General features: G+C 72.2%; 23 protein-coding genes. 7 read left to right on the top strand and 16 right to left on the bottom strand.

Annotation, left to right across the window (positions count from 1 at the left end; translation table 11 throughout):
• Positions 1 to 46: 46 nt before the first annotated feature.
• From ACWD3E_RS09075 to ACWD3E_RS09065, 3 genes are read right to left on the bottom strand one after another with little or no spacing between them, the layout of a single operon-like run.
• Entirely contained in the window at positions 47 to 799 is a 753-nt protein-coding gene (locus ACWD3E_RS09075; protein ID WP_451386879.1) for a sulfite exporter TauE/SafE family protein, read from the bottom strand.
• The gene (locus ACWD3E_RS09070; RefSeq protein ID WP_451386878.1) at positions 796 to 1,167 is read right to left on the bottom strand and encodes a rhodanese-like domain-containing protein; all 372 of its coding nucleotides are present in this window, start codon (positions 1,165 to 1,167) and stop codon (positions 796 to 798) included. Before ACWD3E_RS09070 ends, ACWD3E_RS09075 begins: the two co-directional genes overlap by 4 nt.
• 39 nt (positions 1,168 to 1,206) lie before the next feature.
• Positions 1,207 to 2,583, bottom strand: a complete 1,377-nt coding sequence (locus ACWD3E_RS09065; RefSeq protein WP_451386877.1) for an MBL fold metallo-hydrolase — start codon at positions 2,581 to 2,583, stop codon at positions 1,207 to 1,209.
• Positions 2,584 to 2,932: 349 nt separating this feature from the next.
• On the opposite strand from ACWD3E_RS09065, the gene ACWD3E_RS09060 reads away from it, so the two are divergent.
• Both ACWD3E_RS09060 and katG read left to right on the top strand, forming a co-directional pair.
• Entirely contained in the window at positions 2,933 to 3,370 is a 438-nt protein-coding gene (locus ACWD3E_RS09060) for a Fur family transcriptional regulator (protein ID WP_451354149.1), read from the top strand.
• A 33-nt stretch (positions 3,371 to 3,403) separates the two neighbouring features.
• Entirely contained in the window at positions 3,404 to 5,632 is a 2,229-nt protein-coding gene (katG, locus tag ACWD3E_RS09055) for a catalase/peroxidase HPI (protein WP_451386876.1), read from the top strand.
• Between the two features lie 82 nt (positions 5,633 to 5,714).
• Here katG and ACWD3E_RS09050 read toward each other — a convergent pair whose 3' ends face one another.
• A complete protein-coding gene (locus ACWD3E_RS09050) occupies positions 5,715 to 6,248 on the bottom strand; it encodes a GlcG/HbpS family heme-binding protein (protein ID WP_451387121.1) in 534 nt (177 codons plus the stop codon).
• Between ACWD3E_RS09050 and ACWD3E_RS09045 the strand changes: the two genes are divergently transcribed.
• A complete protein-coding gene (locus ACWD3E_RS09045) occupies positions 6,228 to 6,839 on the top strand; it encodes a response regulator (RefSeq protein WP_451387120.1) in 612 nt (203 codons plus the stop codon). The genes ACWD3E_RS09050 and ACWD3E_RS09045 overlap by 21 nt on opposite strands.
• 214 nt (positions 6,840 to 7,053) lie before the next feature.
• The gene (locus ACWD3E_RS09040) at positions 7,054 to 7,236 is read left to right on the top strand and encodes a hypothetical protein (RefSeq protein ID WP_451386875.1); all 183 of its coding nucleotides are present in this window, start codon (positions 7,054 to 7,056) and stop codon (positions 7,234 to 7,236) included.
• Positions 7,237 to 7,260: 24 nt separating this feature from the next.
• Here the strand turns inward: ACWD3E_RS09040 and ACWD3E_RS09035 are convergent, their stop codons facing one another.
• From ACWD3E_RS09035 to ACWD3E_RS09010, 6 genes are all read right to left on the bottom strand, one after another.
• Positions 7,261 to 8,826 carry a N,N-dimethylformamidase beta subunit family domain-containing protein gene (locus ACWD3E_RS09035; RefSeq protein WP_451386874.1) on the bottom strand — a complete coding sequence of 522 codons (1,566 nt, stop codon included), beginning with the start codon at positions 8,824 to 8,826 and terminating at the stop codon, positions 7,261 to 7,263.
• Between the two features lie 174 nt (positions 8,827 to 9,000).
• On the bottom strand, positions 9,001 to 10,002 hold the full coding sequence (locus ACWD3E_RS09030) for an aminoglycoside phosphotransferase family protein (RefSeq protein WP_451386873.1): 1,002 nt from the start codon (positions 10,000 to 10,002) through the stop codon (positions 9,001 to 9,003).
• 156 nt (positions 10,003 to 10,158) lie between these two features.
• Entirely contained in the window at positions 10,159 to 11,964 is a 1,806-nt protein-coding gene (locus ACWD3E_RS09025; protein WP_451386872.1) for a phospholipase C, read from the bottom strand.
• Between the two features lie 214 nt (positions 11,965 to 12,178).
• Positions 12,179 to 13,408, bottom strand: coding sequence for an iron uptake transporter deferrochelatase/peroxidase subunit (gene efeB, locus ACWD3E_RS09020; RefSeq protein WP_451386871.1), 1,230 nt, complete (start codon positions 13,406 to 13,408; stop codon positions 12,179 to 12,181).
• Complete coding sequence (locus ACWD3E_RS09015; protein WP_451386870.1) at positions 13,405 to 14,598, bottom strand: EfeM/EfeO family lipoprotein; 1,194 nt, start codon at positions 14,596 to 14,598, stop codon at positions 13,405 to 13,407. Before ACWD3E_RS09015 ends, efeB begins: the two co-directional genes overlap by 4 nt.
• A 189-nt stretch (positions 14,599 to 14,787) precedes the next feature.
• On the bottom strand, positions 14,788 to 15,675 hold the full coding sequence (locus ACWD3E_RS09010) for an SDR family NAD(P)-dependent oxidoreductase (RefSeq protein WP_451387119.1): 888 nt from the start codon (positions 15,673 to 15,675) through the stop codon (positions 14,788 to 14,790).
• 101 nt (positions 15,676 to 15,776) lie between these two features.
• Here ACWD3E_RS09010 and ACWD3E_RS09005 point away from each other — a divergent pair, with 101 nt between their 5' ends.
• Together ACWD3E_RS09005 and ACWD3E_RS09000 are read left to right on the top strand one after the other, a co-directional pair.
• On the top strand, positions 15,777 to 16,718 hold the full coding sequence (locus ACWD3E_RS09005; protein WP_451386869.1) for a LysR family transcriptional regulator: 942 nt from the start codon (positions 15,777 to 15,779) through the stop codon (positions 16,716 to 16,718).
• Between the two features lie 97 nt (positions 16,719 to 16,815).
• Complete coding sequence (locus ACWD3E_RS09000; protein WP_451386868.1) at positions 16,816 to 17,691, top strand: alpha/beta hydrolase; 876 nt, start codon at positions 16,816 to 16,818, stop codon at positions 17,689 to 17,691.
• On the opposite strand, the gene ACWD3E_RS08995 is transcribed toward ACWD3E_RS09000, so the two are convergent.
• The 5 genes from ACWD3E_RS08995 to ACWD3E_RS08975 form a co-directional block, all read right to left on the bottom strand.
• Positions 17,664 to 18,440 carry a polysaccharide deacetylase family protein gene (locus ACWD3E_RS08995; RefSeq protein WP_451386867.1) on the bottom strand — a complete coding sequence of 259 codons (777 nt, stop codon included), beginning with the start codon at positions 18,438 to 18,440 and terminating at the stop codon, positions 17,664 to 17,666. The two genes, ACWD3E_RS09000 and ACWD3E_RS08995, sit on opposite strands and share 28 nt — an antisense overlap.
• Positions 18,441 to 18,554: 114 nt before the next feature.
• The gene (locus ACWD3E_RS08990) at positions 18,555 to 20,780 is read right to left on the bottom strand and encodes a tetratricopeptide repeat protein (protein WP_451386866.1); all 2,226 of its coding nucleotides are present in this window, start codon (positions 20,778 to 20,780) and stop codon (positions 18,555 to 18,557) included.
• A 48-nt stretch (positions 20,781 to 20,828) separates the two neighbouring features.
• Entirely contained in the window at positions 20,829 to 22,028 is a 1,200-nt protein-coding gene (locus tag ACWD3E_RS08985; RefSeq protein ID WP_451386865.1) for a hypothetical protein, read from the bottom strand.
• A 485-nt stretch (positions 22,029 to 22,513) separates the two neighbouring features.
• A complete protein-coding gene (locus ACWD3E_RS08980; protein ID WP_451386864.1) occupies positions 22,514 to 23,089 on the bottom strand; it encodes an anthrone oxygenase family protein in 576 nt (191 codons plus the stop codon).
• Positions 23,086 to 23,925 carry an NAD(P)H-binding protein gene (locus ACWD3E_RS08975; protein ID WP_451386863.1) on the bottom strand — a complete coding sequence of 280 codons (840 nt, stop codon included), beginning with the start codon at positions 23,923 to 23,925 and terminating at the stop codon, positions 23,086 to 23,088. The genes ACWD3E_RS08980 and ACWD3E_RS08975 overlap by 4 nt, the downstream gene beginning before the upstream one ends.
• Positions 23,926 to 24,061: 136 nt before the next feature.
• Between ACWD3E_RS08975 and ACWD3E_RS08970 the strand changes: the two genes are divergently transcribed.
• Positions 24,062 to 24,973 (top strand): LysR family transcriptional regulator, encoded by a 912-nt coding sequence (locus tag ACWD3E_RS08970; protein WP_451386862.1) that lies wholly within the window; start codon positions 24,062 to 24,064, stop codon positions 24,971 to 24,973.
• 62 nt (positions 24,974 to 25,035) lie between these two features.
• Here ACWD3E_RS08970 and ACWD3E_RS08965 read toward each other — a convergent pair whose 3' ends face one another.
• The gene (locus tag ACWD3E_RS08965) at positions 25,036 to 25,374 is read right to left on the bottom strand and encodes a GNAT family N-acetyltransferase (RefSeq protein WP_451386861.1); all 339 of its coding nucleotides are present in this window, start codon (positions 25,372 to 25,374) and stop codon (positions 25,036 to 25,038) included.
• Between the last annotated feature and the right edge of the window lie 37 nt (positions 25,375 to 25,411).

Here is a 25,411-nt window from a genome sequence, read left to right as displayed (position 1 = left end):
TCCTCGGGCTCAGGTGAACTCATGCGGCTCACGGGGATTCACCGGCTCAGGTGAGGGCGTCGACGAGCATGAAGGCGGCCACGGCCAGGAGCACGACCGCGAAGGTCCGCTGCAGCAGGGCGCCGGTGACCTTGGCGGCCAGGCGCTTGCCGTCCCACGCGCCGAGGATCGCGGCCCCGGCGAAGGGGCCGATCACCGCCCAGTGCAGGCCGGCCGTGGTGGCTCCGCGGGTGGCGAGCGAGGCCATGCTGTTCGCCGAGATGACCAGCAGGCTGGTGCCGACGGCGGCCTGCATCTCGAAGGCCAGCACCGTGACCAGGGCGGGGACCGCGAGGAAGCCGCCGCCGACCCCGAGCAGCCCCGTCAGCGCCCCCAGCCCCGCCCCGGCCCCCGCTGCCTTCGCCGGCCGTACCGCCGGCGCCGGACCGGTGCTCGCCCGGCCGGCGGGACGCAGCATGCGCACGGCAGCGAGTGCGGCGACGGCGGCGAACGCGGCGGTCAGCGTCGGCTGTGGCAGGCGGGAGGCGGCGGCTCCGGCCGCGGCGGCGGGCAGAAGTCCGGCCGCGGCGAAGAGGGCACCGGCTCTCCAGCGCACGTTCCCGGCGCGGGCATGGGCGTACAGGGCGGTGAGCGAGGTGACAGTCACGATGATCAGGGCGGCGGTGGTGGCCGCGGCCGGGGTGAAACCGAGCAGGTAGATCAGCGCGGGCACCGCGAGGACGCTGCCGCCCCCGCCGAGCGCGCCGAGTGCGAGCCCGACCACGGCACCGGCGAGCAGGGCCAGGATCAGCTCGCTCACGCTATGACACCGCTGCCGCCGCGGTCGTCGGTGACCGGCAGGCCCTCGCGGGCCCATGCGGTCATGCCGCCGACGACGTCGGTGGCCTCCACGCCGCGCGCGGCGAGGAGCTCGGCGGCCGTGCGGGAACGGTTCCCGGAGCGGCAGATCGCAACCACCGGCCTGCCCTGCGCGGCCGCCGGAAGCCCGGCCCCCGCCGTCAGGCGGCTCAGCGGCAGGTGCAGCGCGCCGGGCGCGTGCCCGGCCTGCCACTCCGGTGTTTCGCGGACATCCAGCAGTACGGCCTGCCCGTCGCCGGTCTGCCGGTGGGCCTCGTGCGGGGTGAGGCGGCCGGTGCCACGGCGAACACGTGAGAACAGCGAGAACATCGTTTGATCACTCCGTGCGGGTGGTGAGGGGAAAGTCGTTCAGTCGGTGCCGTGGGACCTGGCGAGAGTGAGGCCCGCGGCGCCGGCGGCGTCGAAGCCGTCGTCGACGGCGACCACGTCACGGCCGGCGGCATCGAGCAGGGAGGCGGCGATCGCAGCGCGCATGCCGCCCGCGCAGTGCACCCACACCACCCCGTCCGGCACCTCGCCGATGCGGCCGGGCAGCTCGTGGACCGGGATGTGGACCGAGCCGTCGACGTATCCGCCCGCACGCTCGGAGTCGCGCCGCACGTCCAGCACCACCACCTGCTCACCGCGCCCACGCACCTCGGCGAGGTCGGCGAAATCGGCGCGCGGGAAGGAGGCGAGCGGCTCGCCTTCCCGGACCCAGGTGGCCGCCTCGCCCGTGGCTGCGGCGGCCGGGCGGTCGATGCCGACCCTGGCCAGCTCCCGCTGTGCGCCGGTGACCTGCTCGGGTGTCTCGGCGAGCAGCGTCATGGGCTTGCCCCAGGGGATCAGCCAGGCCAGGTAGGTGGCGAGCTTGCCCGCGCCCTCGAAGTTGAACGATCCGGCCACATGCCCCTCGGCGAAGGCGACCCGGTTGCGCAGGTCCACGACCCATTCCCCGGCAGTCAGCCGGGCGGCGATCTCCTCGGCGTCCGCGGGCTTCGGCGGGGTGAGGTCGAGGGGCGCGGGACCTGCGGCGTTGGCCGGGGCCATGTGCGCGTAGTAGGCCGGGACGTCGTCCAGTCCGGCGAGCAGCTCGGCGACGAAGGTGTCCATGTCCTTGGTCAGTGCGTCGTTGGTCCTGCGCTCCCGGCCGATCGTGCTCGCGTGCCCCTCCGCCTGGGAGGAGGAGCAGAAACTGCCGAAGCCGTGGGTGGGCAGCACCGGGACCTCGTCGTCCAGCTCGTCCGCCAGGCGGTGCGCGGAGGCGTGCTGGGCGCGGGCCAGCTGCTCGGTCAGCCGCGGCTCGACCAGGTCCGGCCGGCCCACGGTGCCGATCAGCAGCGAACCGCCGGTGAACACGGCGACCTCCCGGCCGTCCTCCGCCAGCACGTAGGAGGTGTGGTGCGGGGTGTGACCGGGGGTGGCGATCGCCCGCAGGACCAGGTCCTCGTCCACGAGGAACGTGTCGCCGTCGGCGACCGGGGTGCGGGCGAAGGCGACCGCCGCCGCGGCCGGCACCAGGTAGCGGGCGCCGGTCACGCGGGCCAGCTCCAGACCGCCGGTGACGTAGTCGTTGTGCAGATGGGTCTCGGCCACCAGCGCGATACGCACCCCACGCCGGGCTGCCGCCGCGATGACCTGCTCGAAGTCCCGAGGCGGGTCCACCACGACCGCGACCCTGGCCCCGCCGGCCAGGTAGCTGCGATTGCCCAGGCCCTCGAACTCCAGCGTTTCAACGAAGAACACGACTACGACTCCTCTTGAGCGATGTACCCCCGGGGGTATCTGTCATTCAGCCTAACAGGGGTACCCCCGGGGGTATTCCGGCGAGGCTGCGAAGGTCCGCACCCCAGGGGGAGGCGAGCCCTCCCTCGTTCGGAGGACACCCCGGCCTGCCGCGCCGCTGTCCGCTGGTCGCCGCCGGATGATGCGTGGGTGCTCCCGCGTCACCGCCGGACGGTGCCCTGACGTCGCGCCCGGCGGTGCCGTGTGGAGCAAAGCCGCGCAGAAGCAAATCCTTGGCGGCGACACGCGATCAGAATTGCATCGTTCGTTTTCTTGAATGATTCGTGTTTATGGGGGTAGGTTCGGTCTCATGACCGCCTCCCCGACCCCGAACACCGCCGAGCAGCTCCGCGGTGCCGGCCTGCGCGTGACAGCAGCCCGCGTCGCGCTGCTGGAGACCGTCCGGGACGGAGACCACCTCGGCGTCGAGGCCATCGCCTCCGGGGTGCGTGCCCGCGTGGGCCACATTTCTTTGCAAGCCGTATACGAGGCCCTGCACGCCCTCACCGGGGCGGGTCTCGTACGCCGTATCGAACCGGCCGGCCACCCGGCCCGGTTCGAAGGACGGGTCGGCGACAACCACCACCACATCGTGTGCCGGGCGTGCGGTGTCGTCGCCGACGTCGACTGCGCTGTCGGCGACGCGCCCTGCCTGACCGCATCCGACGACCGCGGCTTCGCCATCGACGAGGCCGAGGTCGTCTACTGGGGCACCTGCCCCGACTGTTCCACCGGCCGCAGTTTCTGAGCACCGTGTTCCGTACAGTTCGGAAGGATTGCCATGACTGACAACTACGACGAGTTCGCCGCGAATAAGTCGGAGGAGGGGAGCGGCGGCTGCCCGGTCGTGCACGCTCGGGCCCCGCACCCGACCCAGGGTGGCGGCAACCGCCAGTGGTGGCCGGACCGGCTCAACCTGAAGATCCTTGCCAAGAACCCTGCCGTGGCCAACCCGCTCGGCGAGGACTTCGACTATGCCGAGGCGTTCAAGGCCCTTGACCTTCCGGTCGTGAAGCGGGACATCGAGGAGGTGCTCACCACCTCCCAGGAGTGGTGGCCGGCCGACTTCGGCCACTATGGCCCGCTCATCATCCGTATGGCCTGGCACAGCGCGGGCACCTACCGCATCAGTGACGGCCGCGGTGGCGCCGGTGCCGGTCAGCAGCGCTTCGCGCCGCTGAACAGCTGGCCGGACAACGCCAACCTGGACAAGGCCCGCCGTCTGCTGTGGCCGGTGAAGAAGAAGTACGGCAAGAGCCTGTCCTGGGCCGACCTGATGATCCTCGCCGGCAACGTCGCGCTGGAGTCGATGGGCTTCACCACCTTCGGCTTCGGCGGTGGCCGCGAGGACGTGTGGGAGCCGGAGGAGGACGTCTACTGGGGTCCCGAGACCACCTGGCTGGACGACAAGCGCTACACCGGCGACCGCGAGCTGGAGAACCCGTTCGGCGCCGTCCAGATGGGCCTCATCTACGTCAACCCGGAGGGCCCGAACGGCAACCCGGACCCGCTGGCCGCGGCCCGCGACATCCGCGAGACGTTCCGCCGCATGGCGATGAACGACGAGGAGACCGTCGCCCTGATCGCCGGCGGCCACACCTTCGGCAAGACCCATGGCGCGGGCCCGGCCGACCACGTCGGCGCCGACCCCGAGGCCGCCGACCTGGCGGAGCAGGGCCTGGGCTGGAAGAGCAGCTACGGCACCGGCAAGGGCGCGGACGCCATCACCTCCGGCATCGAGGTCACCTGGACCACCACGCCGACCCGGTGGAGCAACAACTTCTTCGAGAACCTGTTCGGCTACGAGTGGGAGCTGACCAAGAGCCCCGCCGGCGCCCATCAGTGGAAGCCGAAGGGCGGCGCGGGCGAGGCCACGGTCCCGCACGCCCACGACTCCTCGAAGAAGATCGCGCCGAACATGCTCACGACGGACCTGTCGCTGCGCTTCGACCCGATCTACGAGCCGATCGCGCGCCGCTTCTACGAGAACCCCGACCAGTTCAAGGACGCCTTCGCCCGTGCCTGGTACAAGCTGACCCACCGTGACATGGGCCCGAAGTCCCTGTACCTCGGCCCGGAGGTCCCGGAGGAGACGCTGCTGTGGCAGGACCCGCTGCCGGAGCGCGAGGGTGAGCTGATCGACGCCGCGGACATCGCGGCCCTCAAGGCCAAGCTGCTCGACTCGGGCCTGTCCGTGTCCCAGCTGGTCACCACCGCCTGGGCGTCCGCCTCGACCTTCCGGGGCAGCGACAAGCGCGGCGGTGCCAACGGCGCCCGCATCCGCCTGCAGCCGCAGCGCGGCTGGGAGGTCAACGAGCCCGACGAGCTGGCCCAGGTGCTGCGCGCGCTCGAGGGTGTCCAGCAGGAGTTCAACGCTTCCTCCGGCGCCAAGAAGGTCTCCCTGGCCGACCTCATCGTCCTCGGCGGTGTCGCGGCCGTGGAGAAGGCCGCGAAGGACGGTGGCTTCGACGTCGAGGTGCCCTTCACCCCGGGCCGCGTCGACGCGACCGAGGAGCACACCGACGTCGAGTCCTTCGAGGCGCTGGAGCCGGCCGCGGACGGCTTCCGCAACTACGTCGGCAAGGGCACCCGGCTGCCGGCCGAGTACCTGCTGCTCGACAAGGCGAACCTGCTGAACCTGAGCGCCCCCGAGACGACGGTCCTCGTCGGCGGTCTGCGCGTGCTGGGTGCCAACCACCAGCAGTCGCAGCACGGCGTCTTCACCGAGACGCCCGGCGTCCTGTCCAACGACTTCTTCGTCAACCTGCTCGACCTGGGCACCACGTGGAAGTCGGCGTCCGAGGACCAGACCACGTTCGAGGGCCGCGACGCCGCCACGGGCGAGCTGAAGTGGACCGGTACCCGTGCCGACCTGGTCTTCGGCTCGAACTCCGAGCTGCGCGCGCTCGCCGAGGTCTACGCCTGCGACGACGCGAAGGAGAAGTTCGTGAAGGACTTCGTCGCCGCGTGGGACAAGGTCATGAACAGCGACCGGTTCGACCTGGTCTGATTCGTCGGCCGATCACCACCGCCGAGGGCGTCCAGCCGGTCCGCAGGGGCTGGCCGGGCGCCCTCGGCGTATGTGATCGGCGTCAGCGGCCGAGCGCCGCCGCGCCCGCCTGGGCGTACTTCTCGTCCAGGTCGCCGGACGGGGCGCCCGCGACGCCGATGCCCGCGACCGGGGCGCCCTTGGCGGTCACCGGCGCGCCGCCCGCCAGGAACAGCGTGCCCGGGATGTCCTTCAGGGTCGGCGCCTGCGTCAACCGCTCGGCCAGCTCCGAGGTGGGGGCGTTCCAGGAGACGGCCGTGAACGCCTTCCGCTCGGCGGACTCGTACGACTGCGGGCCCGCCCCGTCGCCGCGCAGGGTGACCAGGGCGTTGCCGTTGCGGTCGACGACGGCCACCGACACCTTCTGGCCCTCCTTCTCGGCGGCGTCCACCGCGGCCTGCGCCGCCTTCGTCGCCGCGTCGAGTGGGCGGCACCCTGACCGTCGAATCGGCCCCCGGCCAGGGCACGGCCCTGTCGGCGTCGATCCCCCTGGAGCCCCGATGAGCACACCGCCCGAGACACCGGGGACGGGCCGCCCGAGCGCACTCCCGTCCGCATCCTCGTCTGCGACGACCACGCCGTCGTACGCGCCGGTCTGCCGGCCCTCCTGCACAGCGCTCCGGACATCGAGGTCGTCGGCGAGGCCGGCAGCGGGGAAGAGGCCCTCGCCCTCGCCCGCAAGGCGGCCCCGGACGTCGTCCTCATGGACCTCCAACTCGGCGCCGGCATCGACGGCGTGGAGACCACCCGCAGGCTGCGCGAGCTCACCTCCGCCCCGCACGTCCTGGTCCTGACGACGTACGACACCGACGCGGACGTCACCCGGGCCATCGAGGCGGGCGCCACCGGCTACCTTCTGAAGGCCGAGCGCGCCGAGAACCTGTTCGCGGCGATCCACGCCGCCGCCCAGGGCCGCCCGGCGCTGTCGGCCCCGGTCGCCGACCGGGTCATGTTCCGGCTGCGCAACCCCCGCCCGGCGCTCACACCACGCGAACGCGACATCCTCGCCCACCTCGCGCGGGGCCTGCCCAACCACGCCATCGCCCGCGCCCTGTTCATCAGCGAGGCCACGGTCAAGACCCACCTGAGGCGCATCTACGACAAGCTCGGCGTGGACACGCGTGCGGGCGCGGTGGCCGTGGCGAAGGAACAGCGGCTGCTGCCCTGAGTGTTCTGAGTAGGAGTACTCATGACACCCCCTCCGCGGGCCGCGAGGATCGGGGCCTCACACCGGTGAGCCGCCCCCGGAGATCACCGGTGGTCGTGCTGCTCGCCGCTGGTTTCCCAGTACCGGCAGTAATATGATCACCTAGTTTCCGGTTGCACCAGTCAGTCAACTTCTGCGCCGCCCGACGGACGCGCGCCCTGCCCGGAGATGCCCCATGTCCTCTGTCAACGACGCCTTGGAAAACGCCCGTATCACGTACGAGCAGCACGTCGCCGCCTGCCGCCAGTGCCAGGCCGATGCCGCTCTCTGCGCCGTGGCGAAACACTTCTGGCGTCAGTACAACAACGCCCGCAGAGACCAGCTCCGTGCGACGGGGTCGGGAGCCCCGACGACCTGACGGATCGTCAACTTGCGCTTAGAATCAAATCGTTGTGCCGTACACCTCGGTTACGTTGCTCCGGGGTGCCGGGCCGTACCGTGTCGACGGACCCTTGGCGAAGGTGCGCAGGACATTCTCCGTGGTGCGCGTGACGAACGTGCGGGTGCGGCCGTCCATGCCGTGGTCGCGGCCGAGCTCGCCGGTGCCGGCCAGCAGGGCCTCCACCCAGCGCATGGTGCCGGTCGCGAACACGCCCGCCCCGCCGGCGGTCGTGTAGTACGCCGAGTCGCTGTGGCTGGGTCGGCCGCCGCAGACCAGCGGGGAGTGCGCCACGATCTCCAGCGGGCCCGGGGTGGGAGCGGCGGGGGTGACCCTGTCGTACTCGACGCCGACCAGGTGGGCGAAGCGGTCACCGGCGCGTACGCCCGTGCCGTCGTACAGCCAGTGATCGGAGGCGTGGACGACGTAGGGGGCGTCCACCGGATACCCCTCGTAGAGCACGCCGGTGAGGGAGGACTCCGGGTCGGGGGCGGGCGGGCGCCGGTAGTCGGTGGTCACCAGCTCCGGGGCGGAGGCGTAACAGGGGTCGCTGCGGTAGGCGGACTTGTAGCAGATCACCGTGCGGTCGCCCGCCCCCTGCCCGGCCTCCAGCCGGACCCGCCGGAAGCACGTGTTCGCGCCGAGGAAGGCGATGTTGGTACCGGCGTCGCGCGCCTGCGTGACGTGCGCCCGCTGCTGTGGCGTCCAGTACTCGTCGTGGCCCAGACAGACGACCGCGTGCGCGCCGCGCAGCACCGCGGGGTCGCGGTGGACGTCGACACCGGTGGTGTAGGCGAGCGGGATGCCCAGGCGTTCGGCCAGCGCCACCAGCGCCCGCTCGTACACCAGGAACTTCTCGGCGCCGTTGCCGTCGTAGGGGCGGTCGAAGCTCACCGCGAGCGAACGCGTGGCGTACCCGCCCGCCGGGCCGTCGTAGAGGCTGTAGCCGCCCCAGCGGTTGTACGCCTGCCAGGTGGCCGGGGCGTGCAGCAGGACCGTGCGGCCCGCCGCCTCCGTGGAGCGGACGATCAGCGGGACGTACCGCTGCCGCCCGGTGTCCGCCTCCAGCCGTAGCAGATAGGCCCCCTCCGGCCAGCCGGTGGTGTCCAGGGACAGCGTCGCGGGCCAGTCGGCGCGCACCGTGCGGGTGGCGGGCAACAGGTGCGGGGGCGGCTGGGCGCGGCCCGGTATCCGGGGCGAGGTCCATATGCGGCGGGCCTGCGCACCGCCGTACCAGCCGACCCGGAAGGCGGAGACACGGAACGACGCGGCGGTGGTCGACACGTGCAGGCCGCACGCCTCGCCCGGCGTCACGCTCACCCGGTCCGTGTACCCGGCCACCGCGTCCGGCGGGCCCGCCGAGCGCAGGCGCCAGTCGGTGGTGCCGGGCGCGTCCCGCTCCGCCTCCGGCCGCAACCGGGTGGCTCGGGTGCCCTGGGCATCCCGATGCGCAGGTGTGCCCGTGCAGGCCGTCGCCGTGCCGAGGCCCAGGCCCGCGCACAGGGTCAGGAAGCGCCGCCGGTCCGGGCGGGGACCGGCCGACGGCGACGTGCCGTGTTCCGTAGCCACCACACCTCCCGGACCGCGCCTCGGGGTTCGTACCTCAGCCAGGCTTGCGAGCCCTGCGCGTCTCGCGCAACCGCGACGCGGGCCGGGCCGCCCGGTATCGGCGCAGGCACGTACGGGCGGGGGCCGCCCGCCGCCGGGAGCCGGCCGTTGACCCGTTCGGGTGAGCCGCACGCCCTACAGCGGCGGCTCGTCCAGGAGTTCCCGCAGCCAGTCGGCGCTGTGCGTGTCTCCCGGGCCGGTGCCGGAGGCGGTCGGGAACAGGCGGCCCCAGGAGCAGGCGCGGCCCAGGGCACTCAGGCGCCAGGCGAGGCTCAGCGCGCGCCGCAGTTCGGCCGCGGTGCGGCCGGTACCCGTCCAGGGCTCCAGGTAGGCGTCGCGCAGCCGGGGCAGGACGTCGGGGCCGTACCGGTCGACGGCCCGTTCGGCCGGGACCCGGAGGCTGCAGAACGGGTGGGAGACGGCGGCGTCGCCCCAGTCGAAGAAGGTGAACCGGCCCGGCGCAGGGTGGAACAGCTGGCCGTCGTGCAGATCCGAGTGGTCGAGGGTGTCCTCGATGCCCACGGCAGCCAACTCCACGCACCAGTCGACGAGTTGCGGCCTGAGTGCGCTGAGCCGCGCGCGGTCTTCCGTCTCCAGCGCGGTGTTCTGCGCGAGCAGCGCGTCGAAGACCTCGGGCAGGGCGGGGGTCCGTGCGCTCGGGACGCCCAGCCGCTCGATCTCGCTCGCGTACGGCACCAGGGCGCGCTGCATGCTCGCGTACTGCCGCAGCAGGTCCTCCCAGGCGCGGGGCTCGACGGCCGTCCGGGAGAGAACGTCCCGGAACAGCTCGCCTCCGTCGGGCAGCAGCGACCAGCCGCGCTCGGCGTCGACGGCCAGCGGCTCCAGCACGTCTCCGGGCACCCGGCGGGCCAGCGCTGCGGTGAGCGGCCCCTCGAACGCGCTGGCCGGCGGATTCGCCTTGAACCAGACCGGGTCCTCGCCCGCGACAGGCACCCGCGCCAGGACGGACCACGGCCGCAGCCGCACCCGCCAGCCCCCGGTCGCCCGCAGCCCCTGCGCCGCGAGCCCGTCCGCCACCCAGTCGAGGGCGGCGGCCCGCCAGGACTCGTCCTCCCACGGAGTCACAGCGTCCTCGTACTGCCCGCGGTCCACCGCCGTCAGTGCTTCGTCCAGCATCACGCCATTCCAGCAACCGGGCCGCCCCGTGGCCAGCGGTTTTCGTCGGTATTGACGGGCCCGGACCACAATCCCGAACCGGGGGTACCGTGCCTCGACGGCGACGCCCCCGGCTGTCGGCCGAGGGCGTCGTTCATTGCGGGGCGGTGGGCGGTGTCAGGCGGTCGTGTGCTGCCTGCGGCGCCGGGTCAGGTACGTGCCCGTGATGCCCGCGGCCAGCAGGGCGCCCACGCCGAGGCCGACCGGCACGGCCGGGGACGACGAGGAGGTGGACGCGGTGTTCTGCATCGCCGGGCCGGGGGTGATGCTCGTGGCCACCGGGGCGACCGGCTCGATCGGGCCGATGTGCTTCACCGAGCCGTCCGCGTGCAGCAGCACCTGCTTGTTGTTCGGGTGCGCGAAGTCGAACATGCCCGCGAGCGAGCCGGCACCGGCGTCGAAGGAGTGGTCGCCGATGCGGCCGGTGTGCCAGTTGTCCTCGATGAACCGGGTGATGGATGCCTGGTTGGTCAGCGTGTGGTCGACCTTGTTGACCTTGCTGTAGGGCGAGACGACGAGCAGCGGCTGGCGGGTGCCGGGGCCGCAGCGGTCCGCGTAGCCGCCGGACGCCGCCGGGCCGGCCTGGCAGGCGGGGCTGTCCGTCGCCTTGCCGTTGGAGCCGAGCGAGGTGTCCTTCGAGCCGTTGCGCGGGGCCGCGTAGGCGTGGTCGTACCAGCCGTCGGAGTCGTCGTAGGCGATCACGATCGCGGTGGACTTCCACTGCGGGGAGCTCTGGATCGCGTTGATCTGCTTGACCAGGAAGTGCTGCTCGTCGGTCGGGTCCGAGTAGGCCGCGTGGCCGTCCTGGAACTCGGGGGCCTTCACGAAGCTGACGGCCGGCAGCTTGCCCGCCTTGAGCGCCGCGCCGAAGTCGGTCAGGTCGTAGTTGTGGTTGGCCTGTCCGGCGTGGCCGATCTCGTCCACGTTCTTGGGCGCCAGGTGGTGCGGGTTGGAGGTGGACTTGTAGTACTCGAACGGCGAGTGGTGCGGGCTGTAGTCGGGCACGGACGCGCCACCGACGTTGGTGTGCGCGGCCTCGCACTTGGCGTAGTGGCCCTGCTGCCCGTCCCACGCGGTGGTCGGGCGGAAGCCGCCCTGGAACCAGCCCCAGCTGACGCGCTTGGCGTTGAGCAGGTCACCGATGTTCCGGCCCTGCATCGAGGCGAGCGCGTTGGTGCTGGTGTGGTTCTTGTCCGAGCAGTCGTCGAAGGCCGGGTCGGGGTCGTTGATGACCGTGCCGACACCCTTGGCGTCGGGGGACGTGACCGTGTACGCGTCCGGCGTCGAGGTCTGCTTCGGGTTCTCGGTGCCGGAGGCGGGGTCCACGGAGATCACGCCGTGCGTCTGACCGGAGACCAGGTTGAGCGCGCCGGGCGTGGAGGGCCCGTAGACCGAGCTGAAGGAGCGGTCGGACAACGAGTAGTGCTGGGCGTAGTTCCACAGCGCGGTCACGGTGTTGCCGTCGTAGTAGTCCATCACCAGGCCGGGCTCGCCGAACAGGCCGCCGCTGCACTTGTCGACCTCGGTGTTCTGCACATACTGGTCGGCCTTGCCGCCGTCGGCGGCGTACTGCTCGGCGCCGTAGCCGTGGTTCTGGTCGCAGGTCATCGCCTGGGACGGGGCGAGCCGCTTCGGCGTGTACTGGTTGGGGTTCTTCGTCAGCAGCCCGGCGTGCGCGAGCGTGTCGATGTTCTGCGGCGTGGTCCGCGACGCGTGGAACTTCGTGCCGTCGGTGTTCGCGGCCTTCGGGTAGGTCGCGAAGTAGTGGTCGAAGGAGACATTCTCGTCGAAGAGCACGACGACGTGCTTGATGGGCGTCGCGGTCGCCGCGTACCCGCCAAAGGGCGTGGCCGCCCAGCCGGCCGCGCCACTGCCGAGCATGGTGAGCGCTGCCGCACCGGCGAGCACTCCCAGGCTGCTCATCGCTGCTCGTCTTCCATCGCTGGCCATGGTGGTTCACCCTCCGAACAGGAACGTCTGTAACGTCGTACGAGCACGGATGCTGCGCGAGGTGTACGGCGCGTCGGCGGAGCCATGGTGGCCCATGAGTGAACAGCGAGTCAGGGAACCTGGGGCAAAGTTTGACGGTGTGTTGACCCGAAAGGGTGCCGAACCACGCCAAGTTGTCCGGACAGGCTCAGCTCAGCAGGGCCCGCCCGTACCAGTCCGACGCGTCCCGGACACCGGGCAGCGCGAAGAAGTAGCCGCCGCCGAACGGGCTGATGTAGTCGGTCAGCGGCTCGCCCGCGAGCCTGCGCTGCACGGCCTCGAACTGCCGCGCCACATCCCGCTGGTAGCAGCAGAACAGCAGGCCCATGTCGAGATTGCCGTTGTGGTCCATGCCGCGGTCGTAGTTGTAGGCGCGGCGCAGGATGCGCCGGCCTTCCGTGGCGGCCGTACGGGGGTTGGCGAGCCGGATGTGGGCGTCCAGCGGGATGACGTCACCCTTCGGGTCGTCGGCGTACTTCGGTGTGTCGTGCTCCTGGTCGCCGTCCAGCGGCGCGCCGGAGGACCGGGACCGGCCGAACATGCGTTCCTGCTCGCCGAGTGAGACCCGGTCCCAGAACTCCACGAGCATCCGGATCAGCCGCACCACCTGGTAGCTGCCGCCGGCCGCCCACTCCGGTTCGCCCGCACCCGCGTCCACCCACACCAGGCGGTTCATCTCGCGGGCGCTGCTCGTGTCCGGGTTGGCGATGCCGTCCTTGAACCCCATCAGATTGCGCGGGGTACCCGAGGGCCGGGGCGGGCTGGTGAAGCCGTCCAGCCGCCAGCGGACCTGCATGCCGCCCCGGGTGTGCCGGGCGATGTCGCGCAGCGCGTGCAGGGCGGTGTCCAGGTCGTCGGCGTGCAACTGGAGGCTGAGGTCGCCATGGCACCAGTCGGCCCGGAGGTCGTCGTCCGGGAAGACGGGCATGGCGGTCAGCCGCCGGGGCCGCAGCGCGGCCAGACCGAACCGGTCGTCGAAGAGAGAGGCACCGGCGCCGACGGTCACGGCCAGCGCCCCGGCGGGCAGCCGGTCGCCGAGGATGCCCGAGTCGGCGGGCGGGGCGGTGATGCCCACCGGTGCGGGTGTCCCGCCGGACGTCAGGAAACGCGCGCGGTCGGTGAGCGTGCGCAGCAGGTCGGCGAGGTCCGCCCGATTGCCGGCAGTCACGTCCAGGGCGGCGAACACGCTCGCGCGGCGCGGCGCGGCGAGCACGGACGCCTGGTGGACGCCGTGGAAGGGCGCCACGGGTGCTGCGTTCGGGCCGGGCTGCGTGGCCGGAGCCGCCGCACCGCCCGCGGCAAGTCCCGCGCCCGCGAGGGCGGCACCGCGCAGGAAACCGCGCCGCGCCACCCCGCCGGTCGGCTCCTGGGAGCTCACACCGTCCTCCTCGGGTCACACAGGGTCGCCACCGAGGCCAGCCGTTCCACCAGGCCGCCGAGGACCGAGTCGGTTCCTTCCCGCTGGGCGCGGCTCAGCCGGTCCAGGGGGATCCACCGGTCGCCGTGCCGGAAGCCGTCGAGCGTGTGCTGCGCGCGGTCCAGCTCCCGGTCCAGGCCGGCCAGACGGGGATAGCGGGTGGCGAGCAGCGGACGCAGCCGGGACAGCACCTGGCGGGTGCCGTCGAGGTTGGCGCGGGCCGTGGCGAGGTTGCTGCCGCTGCCGTAGTCGGTCCGGCCGGTCAGCTCGAACTGCACGGTGTTCTCCAGGATCTCGTGTGCGCGCAGACCCAGCTGGGCCGGGTCCATGCGGGTCTGCGACCAACTGTCGCGCAGCCCCGACACGGCCTTGGCCAGGGCCGCCGCCGGGCCGCGCAGCTCCGCGGCCGACTGCCCGTGCCACAGGCCGTACTCGACGCGGTGGAAGCCGGTGAAGTCCTTGTCGCGCACCCCGCCGGCGAGCCCCGCGTCCGTGCCGTTGATCCGTCCGTCAGCGTCCCCGAAGGCGTCGTACGCCGCCCCCAGCCGCTCGTACTCCAGATGTGCCGGCAGCCAGGCGGAGCGGGCGGCGGCGAGGTCACCCCGGTCGATCGCCTGCCGCAGCCTCCCCGTGAGCCCCACGACCTTGTCGAGCCCGCCGCCGACCCACTTCTGGTACTCGATCGCCGGGGGGATCAGATCGTGCTCCGTGACGGGGACTGCGCCTGGGCCGCGGCGGCCCGAGCCGACGCGGACTCGGGGCCCGGTGACGGCGTCGGCGTCGTCGGGCACGCACAGGAAGGCGTACGTCCCCCGGCCCAGGCGCACGGTCAACTGCCGCGTCGTCCCGGGGCCGATGCCCTCCACCTCGCCGTACGCCGTCCGGCTGCCCGGGTCTTCGAGGTAGACGTCGGCGGCGTCGTCGGAGGTGTTGTGCAGGTCGAAGGTCTGCACCCCGGACACCGGCCGTGTCCAGCCCCGCCCGCAGCGGCTCGGCGACACCTCGACCAAGATGTGCCGGGACGCGTCAGCCGGGTGCCGTCGGCCGAGGAAGGCGGCCAGGGTCCCGGCGCAGCCCACCGCGAGGACGAGGAGCACCACCGCGGCCGACCGCAGGGGCACGGACCGGCTGCGGAGGCGGGGCAGCGGCATGGCGAGCCTTTCGGGGGCGAGCTGGGACGAGGTCCGCGCCGGTGTGAACGCCGAGGGGACACCTTCATGCTAGGCAGTCGCCGGAAACGAACGGTTGTTCAGGTGATTCGGTGACCAAGAATTCCCCCTGGGTTCACCGGCCGTCCCCCGAGAGCAGCCGTCCCGGGTGCGGCCGGTCCCTGGGCGCTCTCACGGTGTGAGCATGAGGTCCTGCTCGGCGAGCGGCGCGCCGGCGTGCCAGTCCAGGGCCTGGCCGAAGCGGACCAACTCCCCGTAGAGCCCGGGCTCGACGCGCTCGGCGAAGACCAGGCCGAGTACCGCGCGGGCGGCGTCGGCGGGGGACTGGGCCTCGCTGAAGTCGCTGAACCAGGGGCGGGAGGTGGCGGTGTCGACCATGCCGGGGCACACGGAGGCGATCAAAGTGTCCGTGGCGAGGTCCTTCGTGCGGCGTTCGGCCGCGACCGCGCGCACGGCGGCGACCTGGGCCACCTTGGAGGGCACGTTCAGCCAGACCGGCCAACCCGCCTCCTGCGCCGTCCTGTTGTGGACGGCGGTGCGCCAGGACTCGACGGCGTACTCGACCTGCTCCAGGCTCGCCCCGTCGAACAGCCGGTGCAGCCTGGGGTCGAGGTGGCCGAGGGTGCCCAGGCCGCTGGCGACGACGAGCAGCCGCCCGCCGGGCCGCAGGATCGGGCCGAAGGAGCGAAGGATCGCGTGGGTGGCGGAGTTGGAGACGTCGATGAACTCGTCGGCGCGCGCGGACTGCGACTCCCCGGGCAGCACCCGGGCCACGGCGTTGGAGATCACGACGTCGACCCCGCCGTACTGCTGCCGCAGTTCGTCGGCCAGTTCGGAGATGGCGGCGGTGTCGGTCACGTCCAGGACCCGCCCCTCGACCCGGCTGCGGGTGCCGGCCAGTTGCGCCACCTCGCGGGCCGCGTCGGTGACCCGCTGCCGGTCGCGGCCGGTGAGCAGGACGAGGTCGTCGGGTCCCATGCCGGCCGCGAGGCCCTCGACGAGCGCGCGGCCGAGCCCCTGGTTGGCGCCCGTGACGAGGGCGATGCGGGAGGCCTTGATTCGAGTTGCGTGGGTTCGCGATGCGTTCATGACTGCAACGTTAGGAACCGTCGGATCATGCGTCCAACGATAGTTACGCACCACTAGTATGCGTAATCGTCATGGACTTCACGGATGTGTCGCTGACCGCGCTGCGGGTCTTCCGCGCGGTGGCCGAACAGGGAACCTTCACCGCTGCCGCGGCGACGCTGGGCTACACCCAGTCCGCGGTGTCGCGGCAGATCGCCGCGATCGAACGGGCCGCGGGCGCCGAGTTGGTGGAGCGCCGGCGCGACGGCGTACGGCTGACCGCGGCGGGCCGCGTGGTGATGCGCCGGGCGACGGTCGTCCTGGACGAGATCGACGCCACCGCGCGGGAACTGTCGGGCCTGCCCGGACAGGCAGGGACCGTGCGCCTCGGCTGGTTCCCGAGCGCCGGAGCCGTGCTGCTGCCCAAAGCCCTTGCCGCCCTGCGTCATTCGGACCCCGGACTCCTTGTCGTCACCCGGGAGGGCAGCACCCCGGCGCTGGTGCGCGCCCTGCGGGCCGGCAGTATCGACCTCGCCCTGCTGGCCTCGGCGCCGCCGTTCCGTCCGCCGGACGCCGAGTCGCCCGCGCTCGTGCTGTGGACGCTCACCGAACGCGCGCTGTGTCTCGCGGTGCCCGAGTCCCACCCGCTGGCCCGCGGTGACTACGTCGACGTGGCCGACCTGCGCGGGCAGCGCTGGATCGCCGGCTCCACCGCCGGTGAGGACGGGCTCATGGGGGTGTGGCCGGGGCTGGACGAGCGGCCAGAGATCGCCCACACCGCCCGCGACTGGCTGGCCAAGCTGCACCTTGTCGCGGCCGGGTGCGGGCTGACCACCGTGCCCGCCTCGCTCGCCTCCGCGGCCCCGCCGGGCGTGCGCATCCTGCCGGTGCGGGGCGGACCCCAGGAGCAGCGCCGTCTGCTCCTGGCCCGACTGCCCCACCCGCCGAGCGCTGCGGTCACGCGGGTGGCGGCGGCGGTCCGCGCCGCGGCACTCGACATCGGCCCGCCGGAGCGGCCGTCACCGTCCCCCTGACCGGGGGTGACACACAGGCATTTCCACGCCTCAGGCCGTGCCTGCTCTCCTGTATGCTCATAACTCGAAACGAGGTACTTCGAATCGAGGTATGAGCATGAGTGTGTCCCGTGTCCCTGCCTCCCCGCTCCCGCTCCGCTACGGCACACATCCGGACCAGGTCGCCGATCTCTTCCTGCCGCTCTACGACAACGCCCCGGCGGACAAAGGGACTTGTCGGCCCGCACCTCTGGTGCTGTTGTTCCACGGGGGGTTCTGGCGTGCCGAGCACGACCGGCAGCACGTCGCCGGATTCGCCCGCGCGCTGGCCACCGACTCCGGGTGCGCGGTCGCCAGCGTCGAGTACCGGCGGGTCGGCGACGGCGACGGCGGCGGCTGGCCGGTCACGCTGACCGACAGCGCGGCGGCCGTCGACCGGCTGCCCGGCCTCGCCGCGCAGGCCGCGCCAGGCCGGATCGACCCGGCGCGGGTGGTGTACGCGGGGCACTCCGCCGGCGGCCACCTGGCGCTGTGGGCCGGTGTCCGGCACCGGCTGCCCGAGGGCGCGCCCGGCCGTACGGTCGCCCCGCCCCCGGTCCTCGGCGTGCTGGCCCTCGCGCCCACGGCCGACCTGGCCCTGGCCGACGAACTGGGCAGCGGTCGCGGCGCGGTCGCCGCATTCCTCGGTGGCGCACGCGACGAGGTTCCGGAGCGGTACGCCGCCGCCGACCCCGCGGTCCTCGGCGCGCCCGCCTGCCGTACGGTCGTGATCCACGGCGCGCTCGACGAGGCGCTGCCCGTGGCCATGGCCCGTGACTACGCGGCCCGCGTCGGCGCGACGCTCCACGAACTGCCCGACTGCGGGCACTTCGAGGTGATCGAACCGGCCTCGGCAGCCTGGCCCGTGGTGGTCGATGCGCTGCGTACGATCGTCACCGGGGAAGGTGAGGCCGCCGGCCGGGAGGTTCAGCGCACCGGGAAACCGAACGCGTAACCCTGCTGCTTCAGCCACGGCAGCAGCGTGCGCAGGGCGGCCACGGTCTGTGAGCGGTCGCCGCCCGCGTCGTGGAACAGGAGCGTCGGGCCGTTGCCCAGCTCACCCTTGACGGTGGCGACGATGGCGTCGGTGCCCGGCCGCTCGAAGTCCTTCGAGTCGACGTTCCAGCCCAGGGGCCGCATCCCGTGCGAGGCCGCCAGTTTCCGGCTGTACGGGGTGAACGCGCCGCCCGGGGCCCGGTAGTACATCGGCCGTACGCCCCCGGACGCCTTCGTTATCTGCCGCTCGGCATCCAGGATCTGCTGCGACTGGTAGGCCTCGGACTTGGTGTCCATGGTGGTGTCGTGGGACACCGTGTGGTCGCACAGCCGGTGCCCGGCCGCCACCACCTGCTTGACCAGATCCGGGTGCGCCTGGGCCTGGGTGCCGACCATGCAGAACGTCGCCTTCACACCGTACTCGCGCAGCACTTGGAGCACCTGCGGGGTCCAGGCCGGGTCCGGGCCGTCGTCGATGGTGATGTTGACGGCGTGGTCGCCGTGGTCGGAGGCGTGGGCGATGGTGGCGGACACGGCCGCCGCCTTCGGCGCGGCGGGGCGGGCCGCGGCGCCCGCGCCGGCCTGTCCCTGGCCGGTGGCCGAGCCGGCCTGCGCCGTCCACACCGACGTCGCGGCGGCCAGTGCCGTCACCCCGACCGCCGCCGCTGCCACCCGGCCGTACCAACCCCGCCCGCTGTGCCGCCCCATGTCCGCCCCGCTCCCAGCCCGTGTGCCGATGTCTCCCGTGCACCTGCCAGGACGGATTTGGACGATCAAGGGATCCCGCTGTTACCAATGGCGGACAATTCCGCGGCGCCCCTGCTACAGGCGGTCCGTTCCGGCGAGTTGCCGGGAGGCCCGGTCGGCGTACTCGCTGTCGCCGAGGCGGACGCATTCCTCCAGGTCGGCCCGCTGCCCGGCCGCGTCCCCGGCCTGCGCCCGGCACTTCGCCCGCTCCCACAGCAGCTCGGCCCGGTCGGCCCCGGGCAGGCCGAGCGCGGCGGTGAAGTCGGCCTCCGCCTGACGGAGTCGGCCCGCGGCCCGGTGCACATAGCCGCGGTTGTACAGCAGTGCGGGGTCGGGACCGGTGAGGTCCAGGGCCCGGTCGAGATCGTCGAGCGCGTCCTGGTGCCGGCCGCGGTCCAGGGCGATCACCGCCCGGTTGGCGAGGGCCTGGTACAGCCCGGGATCGAGATCCAACGCGGCCGAGAAGTCCCGCAGGGCGGCGTCGGCGTCGCCCTCCTCCAGCGCGGCGAGCCCGCGGGTGCACAGCAGGCCGGCGCTGTCCGGGTGGTGGGCGAGACCCTCCTCGGCGTCGGCGCGGGCGCCCGCCGGGTCGCCGTTCTCCAGCAGCAGCGCGGCCCGGTTGATCCGCGCGTCCAGGTGGTCCGGCTCCAGCTCCAGCACATACCCGAAGTCGGCGATCGCGCCCTCCGGGTCGCCGGTGGCCGCGCGCAGGTCGCCCCGGTTGTAGTGGGCCTCGGGGAACGGCGGGCTGACGTCGATGGCCCGCTGGTAGTCGGCGGCGGCCTCGGCGTGCCGGTCCATGCGGCGGTACAGGGCGGCCCGGTCGAAGTAGTACTCGGGGTGGTTCGGGTCGGCCGCGATGACGGCCGTGAAGTCGGCCAGCCCCTCTTCCAGCCGGCCCAGCGCGGCCCGCACCTGGCCGCGGTTGTGCAGCAGCACCGACCGGTGCAACAGGTGTTCCCCTTCGGCGAGTTCGGCGTCCAGCTCGGCCAGCCCCTCGCTGACCAGCTGTTCGGCCCGGTCCAGGTTACCGAGGTGCATCTCCACCAGGGCGAGCCCGTTCTGCTGGAAGACCCGCTGGAAGGAGCGGGACGCCTCGGGCATGAGCGAGGCCAGGGCGATGGCCGTGTGCAGGTGGACCCGTGCGGTGGGATGGTCCCGCTGCTGGGGCGCGCGGTGCCGGGTGTGGAGCATGCCCAGCGCGTAGTTGGAGAAGAGATGGACCATCGGCGTCGTATAGCGGCTGCGCAGGTCGAAGTAGATCTCCCCGGCCCGGTCGGCCTGGCCCAGCACCGCCAGCGCGCTGGTCAGCCGGGTGCTGATCACGCAGTACTGCTCCTCCTGCCGCTCGGGGTCGGCGAGTTCGCGTGCCCGGCCGCCGAGTTCGAGGACCGCGTGGTAGTAGCCCATGTCCACGCAGCGCCCGGCGGCGTCGATCAGCGCCCGCAGCCCCGCGCCGCCGGGGTCGGTGCCGAGCGCCCGGTGGTACGGCAGGGCGCCGAGCCGGAACTCGGTCGCGTCCGCCAGCTCCAGCACGGCGGCGCGGGCGTCGTGCAGAGCGGCCCGGACCCCGGGCTCGGCCGCGTCGTACGCGGCCTTCTGGGCGAGGGATTCGGAGGTGCCGTCGGACTCCACGAAGGCGCGCGCGAGTTCGCCGGGCGTACGGTCGTCTTCGAAGGCGGGCCGCGCGGGGGCCGCCAAGTGGACGGCATAACGCCGCAAGGCACGGCCCAGTTCGGCGGCCCGCTCCGGCAGTTCGGCGCCGTCGGTGCCGATCACGACGCGCAGCCGCGCGGGGTCGGCGCGGCGCAGCAGGATCGCGAGCAGCTCCTGCTCGGTGGCGTCCGCCTCGTGGACCGCGTCGAACGAGACGGTGACCAGGTGCGGGGCATGTGAGGCGGCGTAGGCGTTCAGGAACTCCACGACACCGTGGGCGAGTCGGCGGGTGCGGCCGGGGCCGTAGAAGCGGGTGCGCTCCTCGGGGATGGCCACGGACGTCAGCGTCTCCCGGGAGGGCTGGACGGCATGCTCCACCGCCGGTGCCACCGACAGCAGTTCGATGTCATGGGCCTTCACCAGGCCCGGGTCGGCGGACTGGACGGCGGGCACGATGCGGGTCAGCAGCTCGGCGGTGCCGCCGTACGGACCGCGCAGCCGGCGATGGCTGCACACCGCCAGGACGTCCGGCGCCTGCCCGTCGTCGGCAGGCCGCAGCGCGTCCCTGAGCTTCGCGGCCCGGTCCCGGCGGGTGGCGCCGGTGATCCACAGGTGCGCGGGCGGTGTGTTCGACGACGTGTTCATCGGGCCTGCTCCTCACGAGGGTCGCGGTGGAAAGGCGGACAGCCGGGGTCACGCGGGGGCGGTCCGCCGGGAACGGGCGCGGTCGCGCAGCGCCACCACGCCGGCCAGCCCGAACTGGACCGCGCTCAGCGCGAGGAAGGCGAGCGTGTCCCAGAAGTCGCCGTCGGGATGGGACGGATGGGCCAGGCGCGTGATCAGCAGGTCCACGAAGTGCACTGTGAGCGGGACGACCGCGACCACGGCGGTGGCGATCAGCACCACGACCCCGGCCAGGGCGAACGGCGCGTACCAGCGCGCGACCGCCCGGTCGCGGTCCGACCACTGCTCCTCGTCGACCATGCGGCCGGGCATCCGCAGAATCCGGAAGAAAGCATTACGGATCACCGCGCGCGTCGCCTGATGCAGATCGACACAGCCGAGAGCGGTGGCGAATACGTAGTAAAGATCGGTCTGCAGGAAGAGATAGAACTGCCAGACGAACCGCATTGCCGTAGTGAACGCCAGCGCCAGGGCGAAGCGCCCGGCAAAGGACAGCTCGCCATTTCCTCCCGCGTCCGCGGCTGCCAGGCAGACAAGGACGCAGAAAACCAGCGTGTCCGCCAGCATTCCGGCGAGGAACGGCAGATATCGCTTGCGTTTCTCCACGCTGAGCAGACCGTTCAGGGTCGTCTCGAAAACCACGAAATAGAGGCGGTGGCCGATACCGAGCCGTGAGGGCAGCCCCAGCCTGCGGCCCGCCAGGGCGTGAAACGCCTCGTGCAGGAAAATGAACGGAAGCTGGGCGAACAGCAGGCCCAGTTGCACGGCGAAGAGGGAATCGGTGAAGAACAGATCGCGCGGATGCGGCCGGACCTCGGGGAGGCCGACGAGCAGGACACCGCAGACGACGGCGAGCAGGCCGTAACCGGCCCACGCCCAAGGCGAGAAGACGGCGACGCCAAGACGCCGGAAGCGCACCGCCACGGGCTCCTGCCGCTGCCCCTCGGGCTCACCCGCCGAGCGGACGAACCCCAGGTCGGAGAGGGTGTCGAGGAAGTCCTGCATGTCCACGGGCTCGTTGTAGGTGGCCGTGTACCACGCTGTCGCCTGCTCGATGCCCATCCCCGAGGCCAGCTGCCGCAGCAGGGCCGCGCCGTCCTCGGGGAACAGGGCGTAGGAGTCGGCGTCCGGCCGGCCGACGAGCACCTGACCGGACTCGGGGACGAAGGTCAGCGGATGGAACGCCAGTTCCCCCGGTGGCATGTCCACCCTCTTTCCTCCCCCTTTTCCTCATACGCAGTTTTCCTCATACGCAGCGCCCGGAGCTCGGATACGGCCCCGGGCGCCTCTCGCCTGGTTACTTCGCCAGACACAGCGGCGGCCAGTACGAGCTTCCGTTCGTCGTCAGTTTCACGCCACCCGTCTTGCGCACGACGATCTTCTTCATTGAAATCCCCCCCTTCTGTCATGTGAACGAGCTCCCGTTCGCAATTGGCCGGAGCGAATGAGCGAACCAAAAACGGTAATTCGCCGGGCCCATGACGCTTCCCGACTGTAGCAGTGGCTGTTGGGGCGAACCAGGGGAGGTGATTGTGATTCCCGGGCGTTCTCGGTATTGGCCAAAATCGCTGAGCGAGTGGTGTGGGGAGCGTAGTCACATCGCCGGGGACAATGTCGACGCGGCGGCCCAGGTTCCCTACATTTCCTGGGAACCGGGGCGCGCCGCGGGTCGACTTTTGGTAAAGCGTCGTCGCTCAGAAGTTCGATGCACTCGGGCCGGGACGGCTCCCGGCCCACTCCGCAGCGGGCGGGACCGAGGCGCGGCTAGGTTCGGTTTCGGGCATTCGGCACACGAACAGTGACCAGGCCAGGCAGGCGAAGGCGGCGCTGTGCAGGAGGGCGCGGACGATGTTCCAGGTGACCCACTTGTGCTCGAAGTCCGCGCGGACCGCTGCCAGATTCCTGAGGTGATCGGGGTCGCCGGCGTCCGCCAGGTGGTTGTTCAGGGGGACGCTGACGCTGCCGGTGACCATGAAGGCCACCAGGTACAGGACCAGCGCGGCGATCAGCCAGGGCAGCGCGGAGCGGCCCTGGCCGCGCCAGGCCAGGAAGACGGCGAGGCCGATGAGGGGGATCGAGCCCATGTACGGGAGCATGAACACCGGGTTGATGATGGCCTTGTTGATGCCCTGCATCGCCTCGATGAGGGTGTGGTCGGACGACCGGGCCAGGCCGGGCATGACCGAGTAGGAGAAGGCCGCGAAGAGTCCGGCCATGAGTCCGGTGAACAGGGTGGCCGTGAGCAGCACACCTGTCTGCAGATGCTTCATTCGGCGTCCTTCGGGGTCCAGATGCCGGTGGCGGCGGTGTCACGGGCGTAGGCGGTGAAAGCCCGGGCCGGGCGGCCGAGCACCTGCTGGACGCCGTCGCCCAGGTGCGCGTTGCGGCCGTCCAGCACGGTGGTGAACAGGTAGGTCAGCAGGCCGGTGACCTCGTCCGGGACGCCTTCGGCGGCCAGCGCGGCGGCGTAGTCGGCGGCGGGCACCGAGACGTACGAGACGACCCGTCCGGCCGCCTCGGCGATCACGCCGACGGCGTCGGCGAAGGTGAGCAGCTGCGGTCCGGTCAGCTCGTACGTCCTGCCCACGTGCCCGTCCTCGGTGAGCACGGCGGCGGCGACCTCGGCGATGTCGTCGGCGTCCACGAACGGCTCGCCGACCTCCCCGGCGGGCAGCACGACCTCGCCGCCCAGCACCGGTTCGAGCAGATGGCTCTCGCTGAAGTTCTGGTTGAACCAACTGGCGCGCAGCACTGTCCGGTCGGCGCCCGAGTCCGCCAGAGCCTTCTCGCAGGCCTCGGCCTCCGGCTCGCCGCGGCCCGAGAGCAGCACCAGGCGCCGTGCGCCCGAAGCCACCGCCAGCTCGGCGAAGGAGCCGATCGCCTCCGGCGCCCCGGGGGCTGCCAGATCCGGGTAGTACGCGACGTACACCGCGCGCACGCCCTCCAGCGCGGGCGCCCAGGTCTTCGGATCTTCCCAGTCGAACGGCACACCGCCGAAGCGGGAGCCGATCCGTACCGGCAGATCGCGCCCGGTCAGCTGCCGCACGACACGGCGCCCGGTCTTGCCGGTCCCGCCCAGGACAAGGGTCAGGTCTTCACGCGTCATGGTGAGTCCTCCTCGGTCTCGCTGGTGGCGGGCCCGTCGCTCCTGCCACCCCACAACCATCGGCCGGGCGGCGATCGGCAACAACGACCAAGCGTGCAAGGATCGTTGACCCTGGGGTTCACGAACGGGGGTTGCGATGGAGCGGCGCGAGATCGAGATCTTTCTGACGCTCGGCGAGGAACTGCACTTCGGCCGCAGCGCCGAGCGGCTGCACATCTCGGTGGCCATGGTCAGCAAGGCGATCAAGAAGCTGGAGCGGGCGGTCGGGGCGCCGCTGTTCGACCGCACCAGCCGCCGGGTGACGCTGACCCCGATCGGCCGGCGGCTCTTCGATGACGTGCGGCCCGCCTACCAGCAGATCCTCGACGGCTTCGAACGGGCGGTCGCGGCCGGGCGCGGCGTCGACGGGGTCCTGCGCGTCGGATTCCTCGGCACCGCGGTCGCCCAGTTCGTCCTCCAGGTCGCCGAGGTCTTCCACACCCGGCACCCGGCCTGTCAGGTCGAGATCACCGAGACCCGCTACACCGACGGCGGCGCGGCCCTCCTGCACCACGACACGGTCGATGTCCTGCTGCTCGCGGCCCCGGGCCTCGATGCCGACCTCAGCGAGAGCCCGGTCCTCTTCCGCGAGCCACCGGTCCTCGCCGTCTCGGCGAGACATCCCTTCGCGCGCCGCGACTCGGTCTGCCTGGAGGACCTCTCCCGCGACAAGGTCCTGCGCCCGCGCGGCATCCCCGGCGAACTCGACGCGCTCTCCGTCCCCAGCCACACCCCCGGCGGCCGGCCCATCGAGCGCGGCCCGGACTTCGCGACCATCCAGGAGATGTTCGCCCTGGTGGGGGCCGGCCGGGGCATCTTCCCCGTTCCCACCCACGCGAGCCGGTACGACTCCCGGCCCGACGTCGTCCACGTCCCGATGAGCGACGGTCTCCCCTTCGAATGGCGCCTGATCTGGCGCACCGCCGCGGAGACCCACCGCATCCGTGCCTTTTGCCAGGCCGCCCGCGACTTCGTCGAGGCGAACGGGAACCCGCTCCTGCCCGCATGACGGTCAGAACCGGGCCGCGCCGCCCCGACGCCCGCACCCTCGTCCAGGGGTGGGCCGAAGGTTCAACCCCGCTGCTTCTCCAGCCACTCGACGACATCCGGGGTCACCGGGTCGGTGATGTCCTCGAACTCCTTGTGCTTCGTGAGGAACTTGGCCACGTACGGGCACACCGGAACGATCCGCTTGCCGAGGGCCCGTACGTCGTCGAGGGCGTACTGGACCAGGCGCCCGGCCAGGCCCTGGCCGGCGTAGGCGTCGTCGACCTCGGTGTGGAAGAAGACGCGCTGGTCACCGCGGTCGTGGTAGGCGGTCAGGCCGGCGCGTTCGCCGTCGACCCGGATCTCGTAGCGGTGGCGTGCGTCGACGCGTTCGACGGTCGGTTCGGGGGAGGGCTGGTTCATGGCTGTCCTTTCCGGGGATTCGTGTACCTCATATCAC

This window comes from Streptomyces sp. NPDC002676 (assembly GCF_053592455.1).
The sequence above is the reverse complement of the archived record's forward strand: the minus strand, read 5'-3'. Positions and strand labels throughout refer to the sequence as shown.

Bases quoted from the DNA above. Each gene is read 5' to 3' on its own strand.
- ACWD3E_RS09025 (WP_451386872.1), bottom strand. From the start codon at position 11,964: ATGAGCAGCCTGGGAGTGCTCGCCGGTGCGGCAGCGCTCACCATGCTC.
- ACWD3E_RS08990 (WP_451386866.1), bottom strand. From the start codon at position 20,780: ATGAACACGTCGTCGAACACACCGCCCGCGCACCTGTGGATCACCGGC.
- ACWD3E_RS08970 (WP_451386862.1), top strand. From the start codon at position 24,062: ATGGAGCGGCGCGAGATCGAGATCTTTCTGACGCTCGGCGAGGAACTG.
- ACWD3E_RS09060 (WP_451354149.1), top strand. From the start codon at position 2,933: ATGACCGCCTCCCCGACCCCGAACACCGCCGAGCAGCTCCGCGGTGCC.
- ACWD3E_RS08975 (WP_451386863.1), bottom strand. From the start codon at position 23,925: ATGACGCGTGAAGACCTGACCCTTGTCCTGGGCGGGACCGGCAAGACC.
- ACWD3E_RS08995 (WP_451386867.1), bottom strand. From the start codon at position 18,440: ATGGGGCGGCACAGCGGGCGGGGTTGGTACGGCCGGGTGGCAGCGGCG.
- ACWD3E_RS09000 (WP_451386868.1), top strand. From the start codon at position 16,816: ATGAGTGTGTCCCGTGTCCCTGCCTCCCCGCTCCCGCTCCGCTACGGC.
- ACWD3E_RS08980 (WP_451386864.1), bottom strand. From the start codon at position 23,089: ATGAAGCATCTGCAGACAGGTGTGCTGCTCACGGCCACCCTGTTCACC.
- ACWD3E_RS08965 (WP_451386861.1), bottom strand. From the start codon at position 25,374: ATGAACCAGCCCTCCCCCGAACCGACCGTCGAACGCGTCGACGCACGC.
- ACWD3E_RS09005 (WP_451386869.1), top strand. From the start codon at position 15,777: ATGGACTTCACGGATGTGTCGCTGACCGCGCTGCGGGTCTTCCGCGCG.
- ACWD3E_RS09070 (WP_451386878.1), bottom strand. From the start codon at position 1,167: ATGTTCTCGCTGTTCTCACGTGTTCGCCGTGGCACCGGCCGCCTCACC.
- katG (WP_451386876.1), top strand. From the start codon at position 3,404: ATGACTGACAACTACGACGAGTTCGCCGCGAATAAGTCGGAGGAGGGG.
- ACWD3E_RS09030 (WP_451386873.1), bottom strand. From the start codon at position 10,002: ATGCTGGACGAAGCACTGACGGCGGTGGACCGCGGGCAGTACGAGGAC.
- ACWD3E_RS09015 (WP_451386870.1), bottom strand. From the start codon at position 14,598: ATGCCGCTGCCCCGCCTCCGCAGCCGGTCCGTGCCCCTGCGGTCGGCC.
- ACWD3E_RS09040 (WP_451386875.1), top strand. From the start codon at position 7,054: ATGTCCTCTGTCAACGACGCCTTGGAAAACGCCCGTATCACGTACGAG.